Source organism: Acidovorax sp. GW821-FHT10A04 (assembly GCF_059415825.1).
This window is the reverse complement of sequence record NZ_JBWKNZ010000002.1, coordinates 499,912-513,950: the sequence shown is the minus strand read 5'-3', so window position 1 is coordinate 513,950 and position 14,039 is coordinate 499,912. Positions and strand designations below refer to the sequence as shown.

The window sequence follows — 14,039 nt, the reverse complement described above, 5'->3', positions numbered from 1 at the left end:
CCCTAGCCCAGCCCCGGCGGCACCGCCAGGTACCAGCGCGTCGCCTGCTCGAAGGCATGGCCCACGCGCAAGGCCGTGGCCTCGTCGAAGGGCCGCGCAATGAACTGCAGCGACACCGGCAGCCCCTGGCCCGTGAAGCCCGCCGGCACGGCCAGCGCGCACAGGTCCAGCAGGTTCACGAAGCGGCCGAAGCGCGACAGCGGCGTGGCCAGCTCGTCCACCTCGGTGAGCGGGATCGCGGCGATGGCATTGGTCGGAAAGGCGCAGACATCGATCCCATCCATCGCGGCCAGCATCTCGGCCTTGGCCTGCTCGCGCAGCCTGAGCAGCTGCAGGTACTGCGCCGCACCGATATCGCGCCCGAGCAGGATGCGCCGGCGCACATGCGGGTCGAACTCCAGCCCGTCCTGCTCGAACAGCGTGCCCAGGTTCGCATAGCCCTCGGCGCTCATCAGGCTGCCCGCCACGCGCATCGACTCGGCCAGGCTCTGCGGCAGCGCGCGCTCCACGCGCTGCATGCCCAGGCCCTCCAGCACCCGCACGGCTTCGTCGCAGGCGGCCAGCACCTCGGGGTCCACGTCCGCGCGCTCGGCCTCGGGCAGCACCCACATGCGCATGCCGGCCACGCCGCGCGCCGCATCGAGCTGCGGCAGCACCGCGCGCGCCGGCACCGGTAGCGACACGGCATCGCGCGGGTCGGGGCCCGAGAGCACGTCGAGCAAAATGGCGCTGTCGCGCACCGTGCGCGTGAGCGGGCCCACCGTGTCGTGCGTGGGGCACAGCTCGATCAACCCGTGCCGGCTGATCAGCCCGCGCGTGGTCTTCAGGCCCACCACCCCGCACAGCCCCGCGGGGATGCGCACCGATCCCCCCGTGTCCGTGCCGATGCTGGCCGTGCACAGGCCCGCCGCCAGCGCCACGGCCGAACCGCTGCTGCTGCCGCCCGGCGTGCGGTGGGTGCGCAGGTCCCAGGGGTTCCAGGGCGTGCCCATCACGGCATTCGTGCCCCAGCCGCCAAAGGCGAACTCCACCGTGTGCGTCTTGCCGACCACCACGGCACCGGCCGCGCGCAGCCGCTCCACCACGGCCGCGCTGGTGGCCGAGGTGCGCGGCGGCCGCGCCTTCGAACCTGCCGCAATCGGCTTGCCCTCGACCTCGAACAGGTCCTTCACCGCCACCGCCACGCCGTGCAGCGGCCCCAGGCGGATGCCGGCGCGCGCCATCTGGTCCAGGCCGCGCGCAGCGGCGCGGGCTTCGTGGGCATACACGTCGGTGAAGGCGTGCAGCTGGCCGCCAAGGCGCGCGATGCGCGCGAGCTGGTGTTCCAGCAAGGCCTCGCTCGACAGCTCCCCACAGGCGATGGCTTGGGCCAACTGCTCCAGTGGTGCGTAGGTCATGGACGTCATAAGGTCTTTCATGCCGCACCCACCGTGCGGCGCCCCAGGGCCAGACGGCGCTCCAGCCACCGCGAGAGCATGGACAGGGGAAAGGCGATGGCGAAGTACAGCAGCCCCACCAGGATGAAGATGTGCAGCGGCAGGAAGTACTCGCTGGACATGGCGCGCGCCGCCAGCATCAGCTCGTTGGTGGCGATCAGCGCGCACAGCGAGCTGTCCTTGAGCAGCGCCACGTAGCTCGACAGCAGCGGCGGCAGCATCACGCGCAGGGCCTGCGGCAGCGTCACGTGCAGGAACACCTGGCGCGGCGTGAGGCCTGCGGCCAGCCCCGCCTCGCGCTGGCCGCCGTGCACCGACTGCAGGCCGCCGCGCAGGATCTCGGCCACATAGGCCGCGCCGTGCACCCCCAGGCCGACGGCCCCGGCCCAGTAGCCCGGCAGCGTGATGCCCACCGAGGGCAGCGCGAAGTAGATGGCCAGCAGCAGGGCCAGCAGCGGCACCGCGCGCAGCAGCTGGATGAAGCCGTTGGCCGCATGGCGCAGCGCGCCTACGCCACTGCGCAGCATCCACACCAGCACGGCGCCCAGCACCAGCGCGATGGCAAAGCCCAGGGCCGAGAGCTCGGCCGTCACCCGGGCCGCCTGCAGCAGGCGTGGCCACCACTCGCCCAGGTACTCGGCATAGGTCGCGAAGAAGGCAGTCATCGCACACCCCCTGCGGTGCGGCGTTCCAGCCGCGCGAACGCCCAGCTGATGGGCAGCACCATGGCCGCATAGAGCAGCATGGCCGTCAGGTAGATCAGCGGCGTCTCGAAGGTCGAGGTGACCAGGTTGCGCGCGTAGAACATCACCTCGGGCGCCGCGATGGCCGAGGCGATGGACGTGTCCTTGACGAGCTGGCTCGCGTAGTTGCCCAGCGAGGGCAGCGTCACGCGCAGCATCTGCGGCAGCAGCACGCTGCGCAGCGCCTGCGCGGGTGTCAGGCCCACGGCCAGGGCGGCCTCGCGCTGGCCCGCATGCAGACAGCGCAGGCCGGCCGCGAACACATCGCACAGCACGGCCGCGCCCACCAGGCCCAGGCCCACCACCGCGGCCGTGAGCGGCGACAGCCGCACGCCCACCGAAGCCAGGCCGAAGTACAGCACGAAGAGGTGCGCCAGCGCCGGCACATTGCGCATCCATTCCACATAGGCTGCAATGCACAGCTGCAGCAGGCGGTTGCGCACGAAGACCACGGCCAGCGCCAGCAGCAGGCCCAGGCAGGCCGCCAGCAGGCCCGCGCCCAGGGCCACCTGCGCGGCCGTGAGCGCACCGCGCGCCAGCGTGGCCACGATCAGGGTGAGGGTGTCGGTGCCTGGCATGCTCACGCCCCCACTTGGCCGAGGAAGCTGCGCGTGCGCTCCCTGCGCGGCTGGTCGATCACCTGCGCCGCAGGGCCTTCCTCGACGATGTGGCCACCGTCCATGAAGATCACGCGGTCCGCCACGTCGCGCGCAAAGCGGATCTCGTGCGTCACCAGGATCATGGAGCGTCCCTCCTCGGCCAGCTCGCGGATCACGCCCAGCACTTCGCCCACCAGCTCGGGATCGAGCGCCGAGGTGGGCTCGTCGAACAGGATGAGCTGGGGCTTTTGTGCCAGCGTGCGCGCGATTGCCACGCGCTGCTGCTGCCCGCCCGAGAGCTGCTCGGGAAAGGCATCGGCCTTGTGGCGCAGGTGCACCTTGTCCAGCATTGCCTCGGCCAGCGCATGGGCCTCGTCGCGCCGCATGCCGGCCGCCTTGATGGAGGCCAGCGCCACGTTGTCGCGCACGGTCAGGTGCGGCCACAGGTAGAACAGCTGGAACACCATGCCGATCTCGCGGCGCTGCGGCGCCATCTCGGTGTCGCTCATCAGGCGCCAGCCGCCCTTGCGGTCGGCCACCTGGCCGATGCGCTCGGAGCCGAGCAGCACCTCGCCCGCCTGGGGCTTTTCGAGGAAATTCAGGCAGCGCAGGCAGGTGGACTTGCCCGAGCCGCTGGGCCCGATCAGCGACAGCGTCTCGCCCTTCTTCAGGTCGAAGGAAATACCCTTGAGCACCTCGGCCTGGCCGTAGCTCTTCGTGAGGCCGCTTACGCGCAGCAGGGGGGGTTGGTCGTTCACAGCAGGGTTCTCCAGAGGGTTGTGTGCGGGTGCCGCGCGGCACGGTCCTTGCAGCCGTGTGCCCTCGTTACCCAGTGCCTCCATGCTAGGAATTGCACCCCTCTGTTCATTGCAGGCGGTCGCCGCTATATTGAACGTATGCGACATGCAGGGAAAACCCCATGCCACCAGCCAAACACCGAATTGACGACCTCCCTAGCGACATTGGTGCGCACGCGCACCAGGCCAGTGCACAGAACGCAGGCGACATTGGTGCATTGATCGGAAAGCTCGATGCCGCCAGGGCATCGTCCGCACCGAAGCGCAGGCCCTCGGGCACGACCTCGGCCACGGAGCTGCGCGTGGGCATCCTGCTGTGGCCGCAGTTCCCCCTGCTCTCGCTGGCCGGCCTGTGCGACGGCCTGCGCCACGCCGCCGACGTGGGCGACCAGAGCCGCCAGATCCGCTGCTCGTGGACCATCCTCGGGGTGCCCGGGCAGTCGGTGCAGGCCAGCTGCGGCGTGCCCGTGCCGGTGCAGGATTCGCTCTCGTCCGAGAGCGACTACGACTACATCGCCGTCATCGGCGGGCTGCTGCCCGCCATCCCTACGGTGCACCCGCGCTACACCGCCTTCCTGCGCGATGCGGCCGCGCTGGGCAAGCCGCTCATCGGCATCTGCACCGGCACCTTCGCACTCGCGCATGCGGGCCTCATGGCCGGGCGCCGCGCCTGCGTGCACCCCTACCATGTGGAGGACTGGAAGACTGCCTTCCCCGGCCAGGACTACAGCACCGACTGCCACTACGTCTTCGATGGCGACCGCATCAGCTGCGCGGGCGGCATCTCCATCGTGGAGCTCACGGCCGAGCTGGTGCGCCTGCACTGCGGCCCCGACCGCGCGGCCAAGGTCATCCACCAGATGACGGTGAACCCCGCCGCGCGCAGCACCCACGTGGCGCGCCGCCACGCGCTGGGCTACGGCACGGCCGACCACGACAAGCTGCGCCAGGCCATCGTGCTGATGGAAAAGAACATCGGCACGCCACTGGAAATCGCGGTCATCGCGCGGCTCGTGGATTCGAGCAGCCGCCAGCTCGAACGCGTCTTCCTGGCCGAGACACGCACCACCCCGTCGGAGTACTACCGCAACGCGCGCCTCAAGTACGCGCGCTGGATGCTGACCAGCACCGACCTGCCCGTCATCACCATCGCCTACGAGTGCGGCTTCTCCGATGCCTCGCACTTCATCCGCCACTTCCAGCAGCTGTACGGCATGCCGCCGGGGCGCATGCGCAAGGCGCTGCAGGCCGGCACCGTGGAGGCCTGAAGCAAAAAGCCGCATGCCTGCCCGGGGGCATGCATGCGGCTCGCCAGGATGTCAGCCAATCATTTGCAGGACGGCAGTTTCCAGTCCGCCGCGCGGTCCACGCCGGCCCGGGCGTTCTGGCCCACGGGGATGTACCAGACGTCCTGCACCAGGCCATAGGTCTTGCCGATCTTGCGCAGCTCGCAGCTGCCCCAGAGCTTGGCGATCTCGGCGTTCACGGCCTTCACCAGCTCGGGGTTGTCCTTGTTCAGGCCGAACACCACCTGGCCCAGCCCCGTGAGCAGCGGGTAGTCGGGCGAGGCATCGCTGAAGGCATTGAACTTGATCTTCCACTGCGGGTTCTGCGAGATCGCGTACTGCATCACCGGCGGGTCGCCGATCACCGCGTCGATGCGCCCGGCCAGCAGGTCGCGCACGGCGGCGTCCGAGGTGTCGTACAGCGCCAGCTGCAGGCCGTTGATCTTGCGCAGCTCGGGGATGAACGAGAAGCCCGTGATCGTGCCGACCTTCTTGCCTTCCAGATCCTTGAGCTTGCTCCAGTCGGTCTTGTCCGACTGCGTGATGCCGTTCTTGAAATAGTGGATCGGGTCGCTCAGCGCCATGATTCTGGAGCGCTGCTCCGTCCATCCCATGGTGCCGGCCATCACGTCCACGCGCTTCGATTGCACCGAGGCGATGGTGCCCGACCACTCCATCAGCGCGGGCTTGACCTTGAGCTGCAGTGCCTGCGCGATGCGCTGCAGGATCTCGCCGTCGTAGCCCACCATCCTGCCGTCCTGATAGCCCGTGCCCGGCATGTCGCCCGAGAACGCGATGGTGAAGGCGCCCTTGTCCACGGTCTCCAGGGCATGGGCCGAAAGCCCCAGGGCGGACAGGCAGGTGGCGGCCGCGAGCGAGGCCAGCAGCCTCGCGATCTTCAATGTTGGCATGGTGGTGATCTCCAGAAGTCCGGTGGTGGTTCCCTCCCATCGGGCGATGGGGTGAATCGACTGTAGGGACGCCTGCCGCGCGGCGATTGGAGGTGCGCACGGCGAAATGGAATGCCCGCGACATTGCGGGAAAACACCGCTGCAGCAGCTTCGCCGGCGCATCCGTATACTTTTTCCCATGGACACCCCCCTGCGCATTTCCACCGATCCGGCCGAACTCGACGTGGCCCTGGTCCACCGTTTCCTGTCCGAGCAGTCCACCTGGGCCCGGGGCATCCCGCTGGCCACCGTGCAGCGTGCGCTGGCGCATTCGCTGTGCTTCGGCGGTTTCGTGGACGGTGCCCAGGTGGCCTTTGCGCGCGTGATTTCCGACCACGCCACCTTCGCCAACCTGGTGGATGTGTTCGTGCTGCCTGCACACCAGGGCCTGGGCTACGGAAAGCAGCTGGTGCAGGCCGTCATGGACCACCCCGACCTGCAGGGCCTGCGCCGCTTCACCCTGGCCACCGGCGACGCCCATGGCCTGTACGCCGGTTTCGGCTTCACCGCGCCGCTGCGCCCCCAGTCGCTCATGGAGCGCTACTTTCCCGCCCTCTACGAGACCGGCGCTGCGGCGCCCTGACTTTCTGCGGCTTGTGTAGCCTGCCTGACAGCGCCCGCCGCGCAGGCGGCCTACAGTGGGCTTCCTTTCCAAAGACATTCCAGGAGACAAGCCCCATGATCGCCATCCCCTCCCTGCAAGAAAGCGTCAGCCCCGAAGAATGGCAGCTGCGCTGCGACCTGGCCGCCTGCTACCGCCTGGTGGCGCTGTACGGCTGGAGCGACCTGGTGTTCACCCACATCAGCGCCAAGCTGCCCGAGTCGGTCTCGGGCCCCGAGCACCAGTTCCTCATCAACCCCTACGGCCTGATGTTCGACGAGATCACGGCATCGAGCCTGATCAAGGTCGACATGCAGTGCAACAAGCTGCACGACTCGCCCTTCCCCGTGAACCCGGCCGGCTTCGTGATCCACAGCGCCGTGCACGAGGCCCGGGCCGATGCGCAGTGCGTGCTGCACACCCACACCCGCGCGGGCGTGGCCGTGAGCGCACAGAAATGCGGCGTGCTGCCCATCAGCCAGCAAAGCACCTTCGTGCTCGCCTCACTGGCCTACCACGGCTACGAGGGCGTGGCCTTTCGCGACGAGGAAAAGCCGCGCCTGCAGGCCGACCTGGGCGAGGCCAACTTCCTCATGCTGCGCAACCACGGCCTGCTCACGGTGGGCAAGTCGATCGCCGATGCCTTCCTGTCGATGTACACCTTCGAGAACACCTGCCGCATCCAGATCGACGCCCAGGCCGGCGGCGAGCTCAACCCGGTTGACCCGCAGATCGTGAGCGGCGTGGCCCAGGCCATGCGCGTGCAGACCGGTGGCCTGGGCGGCGCCTTCGTCTGGCCGTCACTGTTGCGCAAGGCGCAGCGCGACGCGCCCGGTTACGACAGCTGACATCTGCCTGCCGCCTTTACCGGCCAGGTCATGCAAAAGACGGGCGCAGCGCATAGGATCGGGGGTTCCTGCCGCATTCAACCCAGAGGACCCAAAAATGAAGCTCTACTACTCTCCTGGCGCCTGCTCCCTGTCCCCGCACATCGCCCTGCACGAGGCGGGCCTGGCCTACACCCCCGTGCTGGCCAGCACCAAGAGCCACAAGCTGCAGGATGGCACGGACTACTACACCATCAACCCGCTGGGCTACGTGCCCATGCTGGAGCTGGACGATGGCACGCGCCTGCGCGAAGGCCCGGCCATCGTTCAGTACATCGCCGACCAGGTGCCGCTGAAGATGCTGGCCCCCCAGAACGGCTCGCTGCAGCGCTACCGCCTGCAGGAGTGGCTGACCTTCATCGGCACCGAGATCCACAAGGGCTTCAGCCCCCTGTTCAACCCCGCCACGCCCGAGGAATACAAGACCATGGCGCGCGAGAAGCTGCTGCAGCGCCTGCAGTGGGTGGACGGCCAGTTGGCCGACAAGCAGTACGTGATGGGCGAGCAGTTCACCGTGGCCGACGGCTACCTGTTCACCGTGACCAACTGGGCCAAGCCCACCAACGTGGACATCTCGGCCTTCACCCACCTGGCGGCCTACCGCGACCGCGTGGCCGCCCGCCCTGCCGTGCAGGAAGCCATGAAGGCCGAAGGCCTGCTCAAGTAAGCAGCGGCCCTCTGGAAATGGCGGTCAACGCCCTTTCCACGGCACGAAGCGCTGCTCCAGCCAGCGCATCAGCCAGTCGAAGGTCCAGGCCACCAGGCCGATGACCAGGATGCCCATCACCACCAGGTCGGTGCGCAGGAAGTTGGAGGCGTTGAGCACCATCTGCCCCAGTCCGACGGTGGCCGCCACCATCTCGGCGGCCACCAGCGTGGTCCAGCCGAAGCCGATGGCGATGCGCAGGCCCACCATGATCTCGGGCAGCGCGGCCGGCACGATCACGTGCCGCACCAGCTGCCAGCGGCTCGCGCCCAGCGACAGCGCGGCATTGATCTGCTCCACGCTGGCACTGCGCACGCCGGCCTTGGCGGCCAGCGCGATGGGCGCAAAACACGCCAGGTAGATCAACAGGATCTTGGACGCCTCGTCGATGCCCAGCCAGATCACGATCAGCGGCAGGTAGGCCAGCGGCGGCAGCGGGCGGTAGAACTCGATGGGCGGGTCGAACACGCCGCGCGCCACGCGGCTCACACCCATGGCGATGCCCACCGGAACGGCCGTGGCGGCGGCCAGCGCGAACGCGCCGAACACGCGGATCGCGCTCCACTGCAGGTGCTTCCACAGCGGCTCACCGCCCTGGATATTGCCGCGCCAGGCATCGCCGAAGGCGCGCAGCACGGCCTCGGGTGCGGGCAGGAACAGCGGCGGCACCCAGCCGCGCTGGGTGGCCAGCCACCACAGCGCCACCAGCGCCGCCACGGTGGCAGCGCTGATGGCCTGGCTGGGCCCGCTGCCGGGCAGCCGAAAGGGCGCGACGGCACGCGGCAGCGGCGGCGTGGCGGGCTCCACCGGCACGGCGGCCCCGGGTGCATCGCGGCCGATGCCCGGGATCACCAGGATCTGGCTCATGGCGTCAGGCATGGGCCGGCTCCCCGTTCGCCACGCTCGGCGCGATCCAGTCCAGCACGCGCTCGCGCCAGGCGATGAACTGCGGGTCCGACTTCACGGCCCGCGCGGGCCGGCCCGCCAGGTGCTGGCGGTTGAAGTCCAGCGCATGCTGCTGCGCGATGCGGCCCGGGCGCGGCGTCATCACGATGAGGCGCGAGGCCAGGAACAGCGCCTCCTCCACGTCGTGGGTGATGAAGAAGATGGTCTTGCCGGTGCGCTCCCACAGCTGCAGCACCAGCTCCTGCAGCGATTCGCGCGTGAAGGCGTCGAGCGCGCCCAGCGGCTCGTCCATGAGCAGCACGTCGGGGTCGCTGGCCAGGGCGCGGGCAATGCCCACGCGCTGCTGCATGCCGCCCGACAGCTGCCACACGGGTGCCTCGGCAAAGCCCTCCAGGCCCACCAGGGCCAGCTTGTCGGCGGCCCGCTGGCGCCGCTCCGCGCGCGGCACGCCGCGCAGGCGCAGGCCCAGCGCCACGTTGTCGACCACGTTGAGCCAGGGCATGAGCGCATGCTTCTGGAACACCACGCCGCGCTCGGCACCGGGGCCCGTCACCTCGCGCCCATGCAGCGTGATGCGGCCCGAGGAGGCCTCGGTGAAGCCCGCGATGCAGTTGAGCAGCGTGGTCTTGCCGCAGCCCGAGGCGCCGAGCGCCACCACGAGCTCGCCCTGGGCGATATCGAGATCCACGTCCTGCAGCGCGAGCACGGGCGATGGGGCCTGGCGCGCGCCCGCATAGCGCACGTTCAGGCCGGTGATCCGCAGCCCGCCCGGGGCTGCGGCGATGCCGGCAGTGTCATTTGGCACGCCGGACCCAGGCCGGGTTCACGCCCACGGCGTAGTCGGGCAGCACGTTCTGGATGGTGCCCTGCTCCTTGAGGAAGGCCGCCGTGGCCGCCAGCGACTTGGCCACGCCCGAATCCTTGCCGCCGCCCAGCCACTGGTTCGATGCCTGCTCGGTGGGCGGCACGAAGGCGTACAGCGCCAGGCTGGCGGGCACGGTGGGTGCCTCGGCCCCGCTCCACTTGGCCAGGGACTTGACCTCGGCTGCATCGGCATTCCACGCGGCCTTGTTGCCGGTGTAGGCCTTGTCGGCATCGGCCAGCACCTGCACGAACTGCGCGAGGAAGGCGTCGTGCTCCTTGGCGAAGGCCTTGGTCACGGCCAGGCCGTCGAAGGTCGCCTTGCCGGTCTTGGCGGCGATCTGGCCCGAGGTCACGATCACCTTGCCGTTGCCCTTGACCTTGGCCAGCACCGGGTCCCAGACGAAGGTGGCGTCGATGTCGCCGCGCTCCCAGGCCGCCAGGATCTCGGGCGGGCGCAGGTTCAGGATCTGCACGCCCTTGGGGTCCACGCCCGCGTCCTGCAGCGCCACCAGCGCGTGGAAGTGCGTGGTCGAGACGTAGGGCAGGCCGATCTTCTTGCCCTTCAAGTCGGCCAGGCTGTTCACGCCCGCGCCGTTGCGCGCCACCAGGGCCTCGGCATCGTTGATGTTGTCCAGCACCCAGAACACCTCGATGGGCACGCCCTGCGAAATGGCCGAGGCGAACGGCGAGGAACCCGCCTCGCCGATGTGGATGGCCCCCGAGGCCAGCGCGCGCACCACCTCGGCGCCGCTGCCCAGCTTGCGGTAGGTGACCTTGTAGCCCGTGCGCTTCTCGACCTCGCGGGTCTCCTGCGCATGGCGCCAGGGCACGACCATGTCCTGGTAGCCGATCACCACCTCGCGGGTCTGCGCCAGGGCGCCGAAGCCCAATACCGTGCCCATCAACAGGGCCGCGGCCTGGATGCTTGTTCTGCGTGTTGCCATCGGGAATGTGTCCTCTCGGGGATCCATGGGAATCGACCGGGCGCGCGCACCCGGCATGAGAGAAAAATTCTAGGCAGCAGGGGCCCCGGCGCCTTGCACTGCTTTCGCGCTTGGATATGCGAAAAGCGTCTATGGGCAGTGGCTACGCGGCAGGGGCCAGCGGCTTCTGCCGCGACGCCACCAGCGCCCCTGCCCACAGCGCACAGGCCGAGAACACCAGCCCGCGTGCCAGGCCGCCGGGGCCGTCGGCGATCCAGCCGACCACCGTGGGCCCCACGATCTGCCCGGCCGCGAAGACGATGGTGAAGGCGCTGATGCCGCTGGCCCACAGCGCCTGCGGCAGGTTGTGGCGCACCAGCGCTGTGGTGGAGGCCACCACCGACAGGAACACCGCCCCGAACAGCAGGCCCGAGGCCAGCACCACCGGCCAGGCCGAGGTCAGCGCCGGCAGCACCGTGGCCACGCCCAGCAGGCCGTTGAGCAGTGCCAGCGCCTGCCCGCCACGGCTGCGGTCCAAGAGGCCCGCCCAGATGCGCGAGGACAGCACCACCGCCAGGCCCAGCAGCGCATAGAACCAGGTCACGGCCGTGCCGCTGGCGCCCTGCTCGCGCAGCAGCGCCACCACGAAGGTCATGTAGCCGATATAGCCCACGCCGAACAGGCCATAGCCCAGCAGCGCCGGGGCAAAGGGCGCCCAGCGCATGCCACCGGTCGCCGCCTGCGCCGAGGATGCGGCGGCAACCGGTGCCGCCAGGGCCTGCAGCGCCCGCGCCGGCCACAGCAGCACCAGCGTGGCCGCCACGCAGGCCAGGGCCAGGGCCCACCAGGCCCAGGCCCAGGGGTGCGGGCCCGGTGCGGTGGCCAGCACCGCCGGCACCAGCACCGCCGACAGGCTGATGCCCCAGCCCGTGCCGCCGTAGTACAGGCCCAGCAGCAGCCCGCTGCGCCCCGGCTGCTGCGCCCCCAGCCGCGCCGCGAGCAGGCCGCCGCAGACGAAGACCAGCGCGCTCGCCACCCCCGCCAGCAGGCGCTGCAGCAGCAGCGGGGCGGCCTCCACGAAAAAGCCGCACAGCCCCATGAACACGGTGGCCAGCACGGAGCCCGCCACGAGCAGCGTGCCGGGCGCCAGCCGGCGCAGCAGCATCGGCGTGGCCAACGCACCCAGCAGGTAGCCCAGCGCGTTCACGGTGTTCATGGCGCCGGCCAGCGTGTACGACCAGGCCAGGTCGGCGCGCATCGGCGGCAGCAGCAGCGCGTAGGCAAAGCGCGTGATGCCCAGCGAGACGGCCGCCCCCATCGACAGGGCCACCGCCAGCCACAGGCCGTTGCGCAGCAGGTGGGAAGAAGGCGCTGGAACGTCGTTGCTCATGGCGACCATTGTGCCGCGCAGGGCATCGCCAGGCTGTCGCCCCGGGCGCCCGGAAATAGCACAAATTCCTTGCCCTTGGTTACAGCGGTCCACTGCAGGCTTCACGATTTGCGACTAGGCTTGTCCATCTTTCCCGGCCTCCGCGGCCTTCCTCCAACACGAAAGAAAGTACCACCGCATGTCCACACCTTCGCTTTTCGATCCCATCCAGGTCGGTGACATCCACCTGGCCAACCGCATCGCCATGGCGCCGCTCACGCGCAACCGCGCACCCAATGCCGTGCCGGCCGAGATCACGGCCACCTACTACGCACAGCGCGCGAGCGCCGGCCTGCTGATCACCGAGGCCACGGCCATCAGCCACCAGGGCCAGGGCTATGCCGACGTGCCGGGCCTGTACGGCACCGAGCAGCTCGATGCCTGGAAGAAGGTCACCAGCGCCGTGCACGAGGCCGGCGGCAAGATCGTGACCCAGCTGTGGCACGTGGGCCGCATCTCGCACAACGACCTGCAGCCCGATGGCGGCGCGCCCGTGGCGCCCTCGGCCCTCATCGCCAAGTCCAAGACCTACCTGATCGACCGTGAGACCGGCAAGGGCAGCTTCGCGCCCACCTCGCAGCCGCGCGCGCTCGACGCCTCGGAACTGCCCGGCATCGTGCACGCCTACGCCGCCGCCGCCCGCAATGCCGTGGAGACCGCCGGCTTCGATGGCGTGGAGATCCACGGCGCCAACGGCTACCTGCTCGACCAGTTCCTCAAGACCGGTGCCAACCAGCGCACCGACGACTACGGCGGCAGCATCGAGAACCGCGCCCGCCTGCTGCTCGAAGCCACGCGCGCCGCGGTCGACGCCGTGGGCGGCGGCAAGGTCGGCATCCGCCTGTCGCCCGTCACGCCTGCCAACGACATCGTGGACGCGGACCCGCAGCCCCTGTTCGACTACGTGGTGCGCCAGCTCGCCCCGCTGGGCCTGGCCTACATCCATGTGATCGAAGGCGCCACCGGCGGCCCGCGCGAGCTGCCCGACCGCCCCTTCGACTACGCCGCCCTCAAGGCCGCCTACCGCGCAGCCGGCGGCAAGGGTGCCTGGATGACCAACAACGCCTACGACGCCGGCCTGGCCGAGCAGGCCGTGGCCGACGGCTCAGCCGACATCGTGGCCTTCGGCAAGCTGTACATCGCCAACCCCGACCTGGTGGAGCGCCTGCGCAAGAAGGCCCCGCTCAACGCCTGGGACCAGAGCACCTTCTACGGCGGCGGCGAAAAGGGCTATACCGACTACCCGACCCTCCAGTCGGCGTGAATCCGACCTACCCCAGTCCTATGGGATGGGGGGCCCGCATCACGATGCGGGTGAACAGGCGGTCATAGGCCCCATCGCGGGCCGGCCCCTGCGCCAGCGGGTTGGCGTTGCTGGCAAACGCCGCATCCACGGCCGCCCAGTCCTGCGCCTCCAGGTGCGCATGGGCCGCGGGCAGCACCACGGTTTCCTCGATCCGCATGTGCTCCAGGTAGAAGGCCACGTAGCGCTGCAGGGCCTCCTCGAAGGCGCTGCGCCGCGTTTCTCCCAGCAGCTCCCAGGCCAGCAGCAGGTGCTGCAGTTCGCGCACCGCGGCCTCGCCGCCCGCATGCTCGCGCTCGAGCTGCGCAATGGCCGCCGCCGCCTCGGGCGCGCGCTCGGCCACGCACGGAAACAGCCACTGCGATTCCTTGGGGTGGTGCTGCTTCTCCGGGAATTCGTCGATATAGAACAGCATCGCGCGCATCACGTCGAAGAACGCCGCCGGTGCATCGGCCGGCCCCCGGTCCAGCATCAGCTGCAGCGAGCGCAGCACCGCTGCCAGCGACGCATGCTCGTCGCGGATGGTCCGCACACTGGCATGAGGCATGGCCTTGCTCCCAAAATTTCCATGGACCCAAGGGTGCCATGCCGGTGCCCGGGCCGACCTGA

Annotated in this window: 15 protein-coding genes; 5 read left to right on the top strand and 10 right to left on the bottom strand. The window is 69.7% G+C overall.

The genetic code is table 11. From position 1 onward, the window contains the following. Positions 1 to 2: 2 nt before the first annotated feature. From AC07PF_RS06745 to AC07PF_RS06730, 4 genes are read right to left on the bottom strand one after another with little or no spacing between them, the layout of a single operon-like run. Positions 3 to 1,397 carry an amidase gene (locus AC07PF_RS06745; RefSeq protein ID WP_494611277.1) on the bottom strand — a complete coding sequence of 465 codons (1,395 nt, stop codon included), beginning with the start codon at positions 1,395 to 1,397 and terminating at the stop codon, positions 3 to 5. Positions 1,398 to 1,414: 17 nt separating this feature from the next. Further along, positions 1,415 to 2,101, bottom strand: a complete 687-nt coding sequence (locus tag AC07PF_RS06740; protein WP_494611276.1) for an amino acid ABC transporter permease — start codon at positions 2,099 to 2,101, stop codon at positions 1,415 to 1,417. After that, positions 2,098 to 2,757, bottom strand: coding sequence for an amino acid ABC transporter permease (locus AC07PF_RS06735; RefSeq protein ID WP_494611275.1), 660 nt, complete (start codon positions 2,755 to 2,757; stop codon positions 2,098 to 2,100). Before AC07PF_RS06735 ends, AC07PF_RS06740 begins: the two co-directional genes overlap by 4 nt. Positions 2,758 to 2,759: 2 nt before the next feature. Next, positions 2,760 to 3,536 (bottom strand): amino acid ABC transporter ATP-binding protein, encoded by a 777-nt coding sequence (locus tag AC07PF_RS06730; RefSeq protein ID WP_494611274.1) that lies wholly within the window; start codon positions 3,534 to 3,536, stop codon positions 2,760 to 2,762. Between the two features lie 161 nt (positions 3,537 to 3,697). On the opposite strand from AC07PF_RS06730, the gene AC07PF_RS06725 reads away from it, so the two are divergent. Further along, positions 3,698 to 4,843, top strand: coding sequence for a GlxA family transcriptional regulator (locus AC07PF_RS06725; protein WP_494611273.1), 1,146 nt, complete (start codon positions 3,698 to 3,700; stop codon positions 4,841 to 4,843). Between the two features lie 59 nt (positions 4,844 to 4,902). Here the strand turns inward: AC07PF_RS06725 and AC07PF_RS06720 are convergent, their stop codons facing one another. Continuing rightward, positions 4,903 to 5,772, bottom strand: coding sequence for an ABC transporter substrate-binding protein (locus AC07PF_RS06720; protein ID WP_494611272.1), 870 nt, complete (start codon positions 5,770 to 5,772; stop codon positions 4,903 to 4,905). A 178-nt stretch (positions 5,773 to 5,950) separates the two neighbouring features. On the opposite strand from AC07PF_RS06720, the gene AC07PF_RS06715 reads away from it, so the two are divergent. The 3 genes from AC07PF_RS06715 to gstA all read left to right on the top strand — a co-directional run bounded on the left by AC07PF_RS06715 (position 5,951) and on the right by gstA (position 7,966). After that, the gene (locus AC07PF_RS06715) at positions 5,951 to 6,394 is read left to right on the top strand and encodes a GNAT family N-acetyltransferase (RefSeq protein WP_494611271.1); all 444 of its coding nucleotides are present in this window, start codon (positions 5,951 to 5,953) and stop codon (positions 6,392 to 6,394) included. Between the two features lie 95 nt (positions 6,395 to 6,489). After that, positions 6,490 to 7,260, top strand: coding sequence for a class II aldolase/adducin family protein (locus tag AC07PF_RS06710; protein WP_145694163.1), 771 nt, complete (start codon positions 6,490 to 6,492; stop codon positions 7,258 to 7,260). A 97-nt stretch (positions 7,261 to 7,357) separates the two neighbouring features. After that, complete coding sequence (gene gstA / locus AC07PF_RS06705; protein WP_007854273.1) at positions 7,358 to 7,966, top strand: glutathione transferase GstA; 609 nt, start codon at positions 7,358 to 7,360, stop codon at positions 7,964 to 7,966. 24 nt (positions 7,967 to 7,990) lie between these two features. Here the strand turns inward: gstA and AC07PF_RS06700 are convergent, their stop codons facing one another. The 4 genes from AC07PF_RS06700 to AC07PF_RS06685 form a co-directional block, all read right to left on the bottom strand. Next, complete coding sequence (locus AC07PF_RS06700; RefSeq protein ID WP_494611270.1) at positions 7,991 to 8,884, bottom strand: ABC transporter permease subunit; 894 nt, start codon at positions 8,882 to 8,884, stop codon at positions 7,991 to 7,993. Beyond that, on the bottom strand, positions 8,877 to 9,716 hold the full coding sequence (locus AC07PF_RS06695; protein ID WP_494611269.1) for a taurine ABC transporter ATP-binding protein: 840 nt from the start codon (positions 9,714 to 9,716) through the stop codon (positions 8,877 to 8,879). The genes AC07PF_RS06700 and AC07PF_RS06695 overlap by 8 nt, the downstream gene beginning before the upstream one ends. Continuing rightward, complete coding sequence (gene tauA, locus AC07PF_RS06690; RefSeq protein WP_007854264.1) at positions 9,706 to 10,719, bottom strand: taurine ABC transporter substrate-binding protein; 1,014 nt, start codon at positions 10,717 to 10,719, stop codon at positions 9,706 to 9,708. Before tauA ends, AC07PF_RS06695 begins: the two co-directional genes overlap by 11 nt. Positions 10,720 to 10,861: 142 nt before the next feature. Continuing rightward, positions 10,862 to 12,088 carry a YbfB/YjiJ family MFS transporter gene (locus AC07PF_RS06685; RefSeq protein WP_494611268.1) on the bottom strand — a complete coding sequence of 409 codons (1,227 nt, stop codon included), beginning with the start codon at positions 12,086 to 12,088 and terminating at the stop codon, positions 10,862 to 10,864. A gap of 178 nt (positions 12,089 to 12,266) precedes the next feature. Between AC07PF_RS06685 and AC07PF_RS06680 the strand changes: the two genes are divergently transcribed. Further along, the gene (locus AC07PF_RS06680) at positions 12,267 to 13,391 is read left to right on the top strand and encodes an alkene reductase (RefSeq protein WP_494611267.1); all 1,125 of its coding nucleotides are present in this window, start codon (positions 12,267 to 12,269) and stop codon (positions 13,389 to 13,391) included. A 7-nt stretch (positions 13,392 to 13,398) separates the two neighbouring features. Here AC07PF_RS06680 and AC07PF_RS06675 read toward each other — a convergent pair whose 3' ends face one another. Beyond that, a complete protein-coding gene (locus AC07PF_RS06675) occupies positions 13,399 to 13,977 on the bottom strand; it encodes a hemerythrin domain-containing protein (protein WP_494611266.1) in 579 nt (192 codons plus the stop codon). Between the last annotated feature and the right edge of the window lie 62 nt (positions 13,978 to 14,039).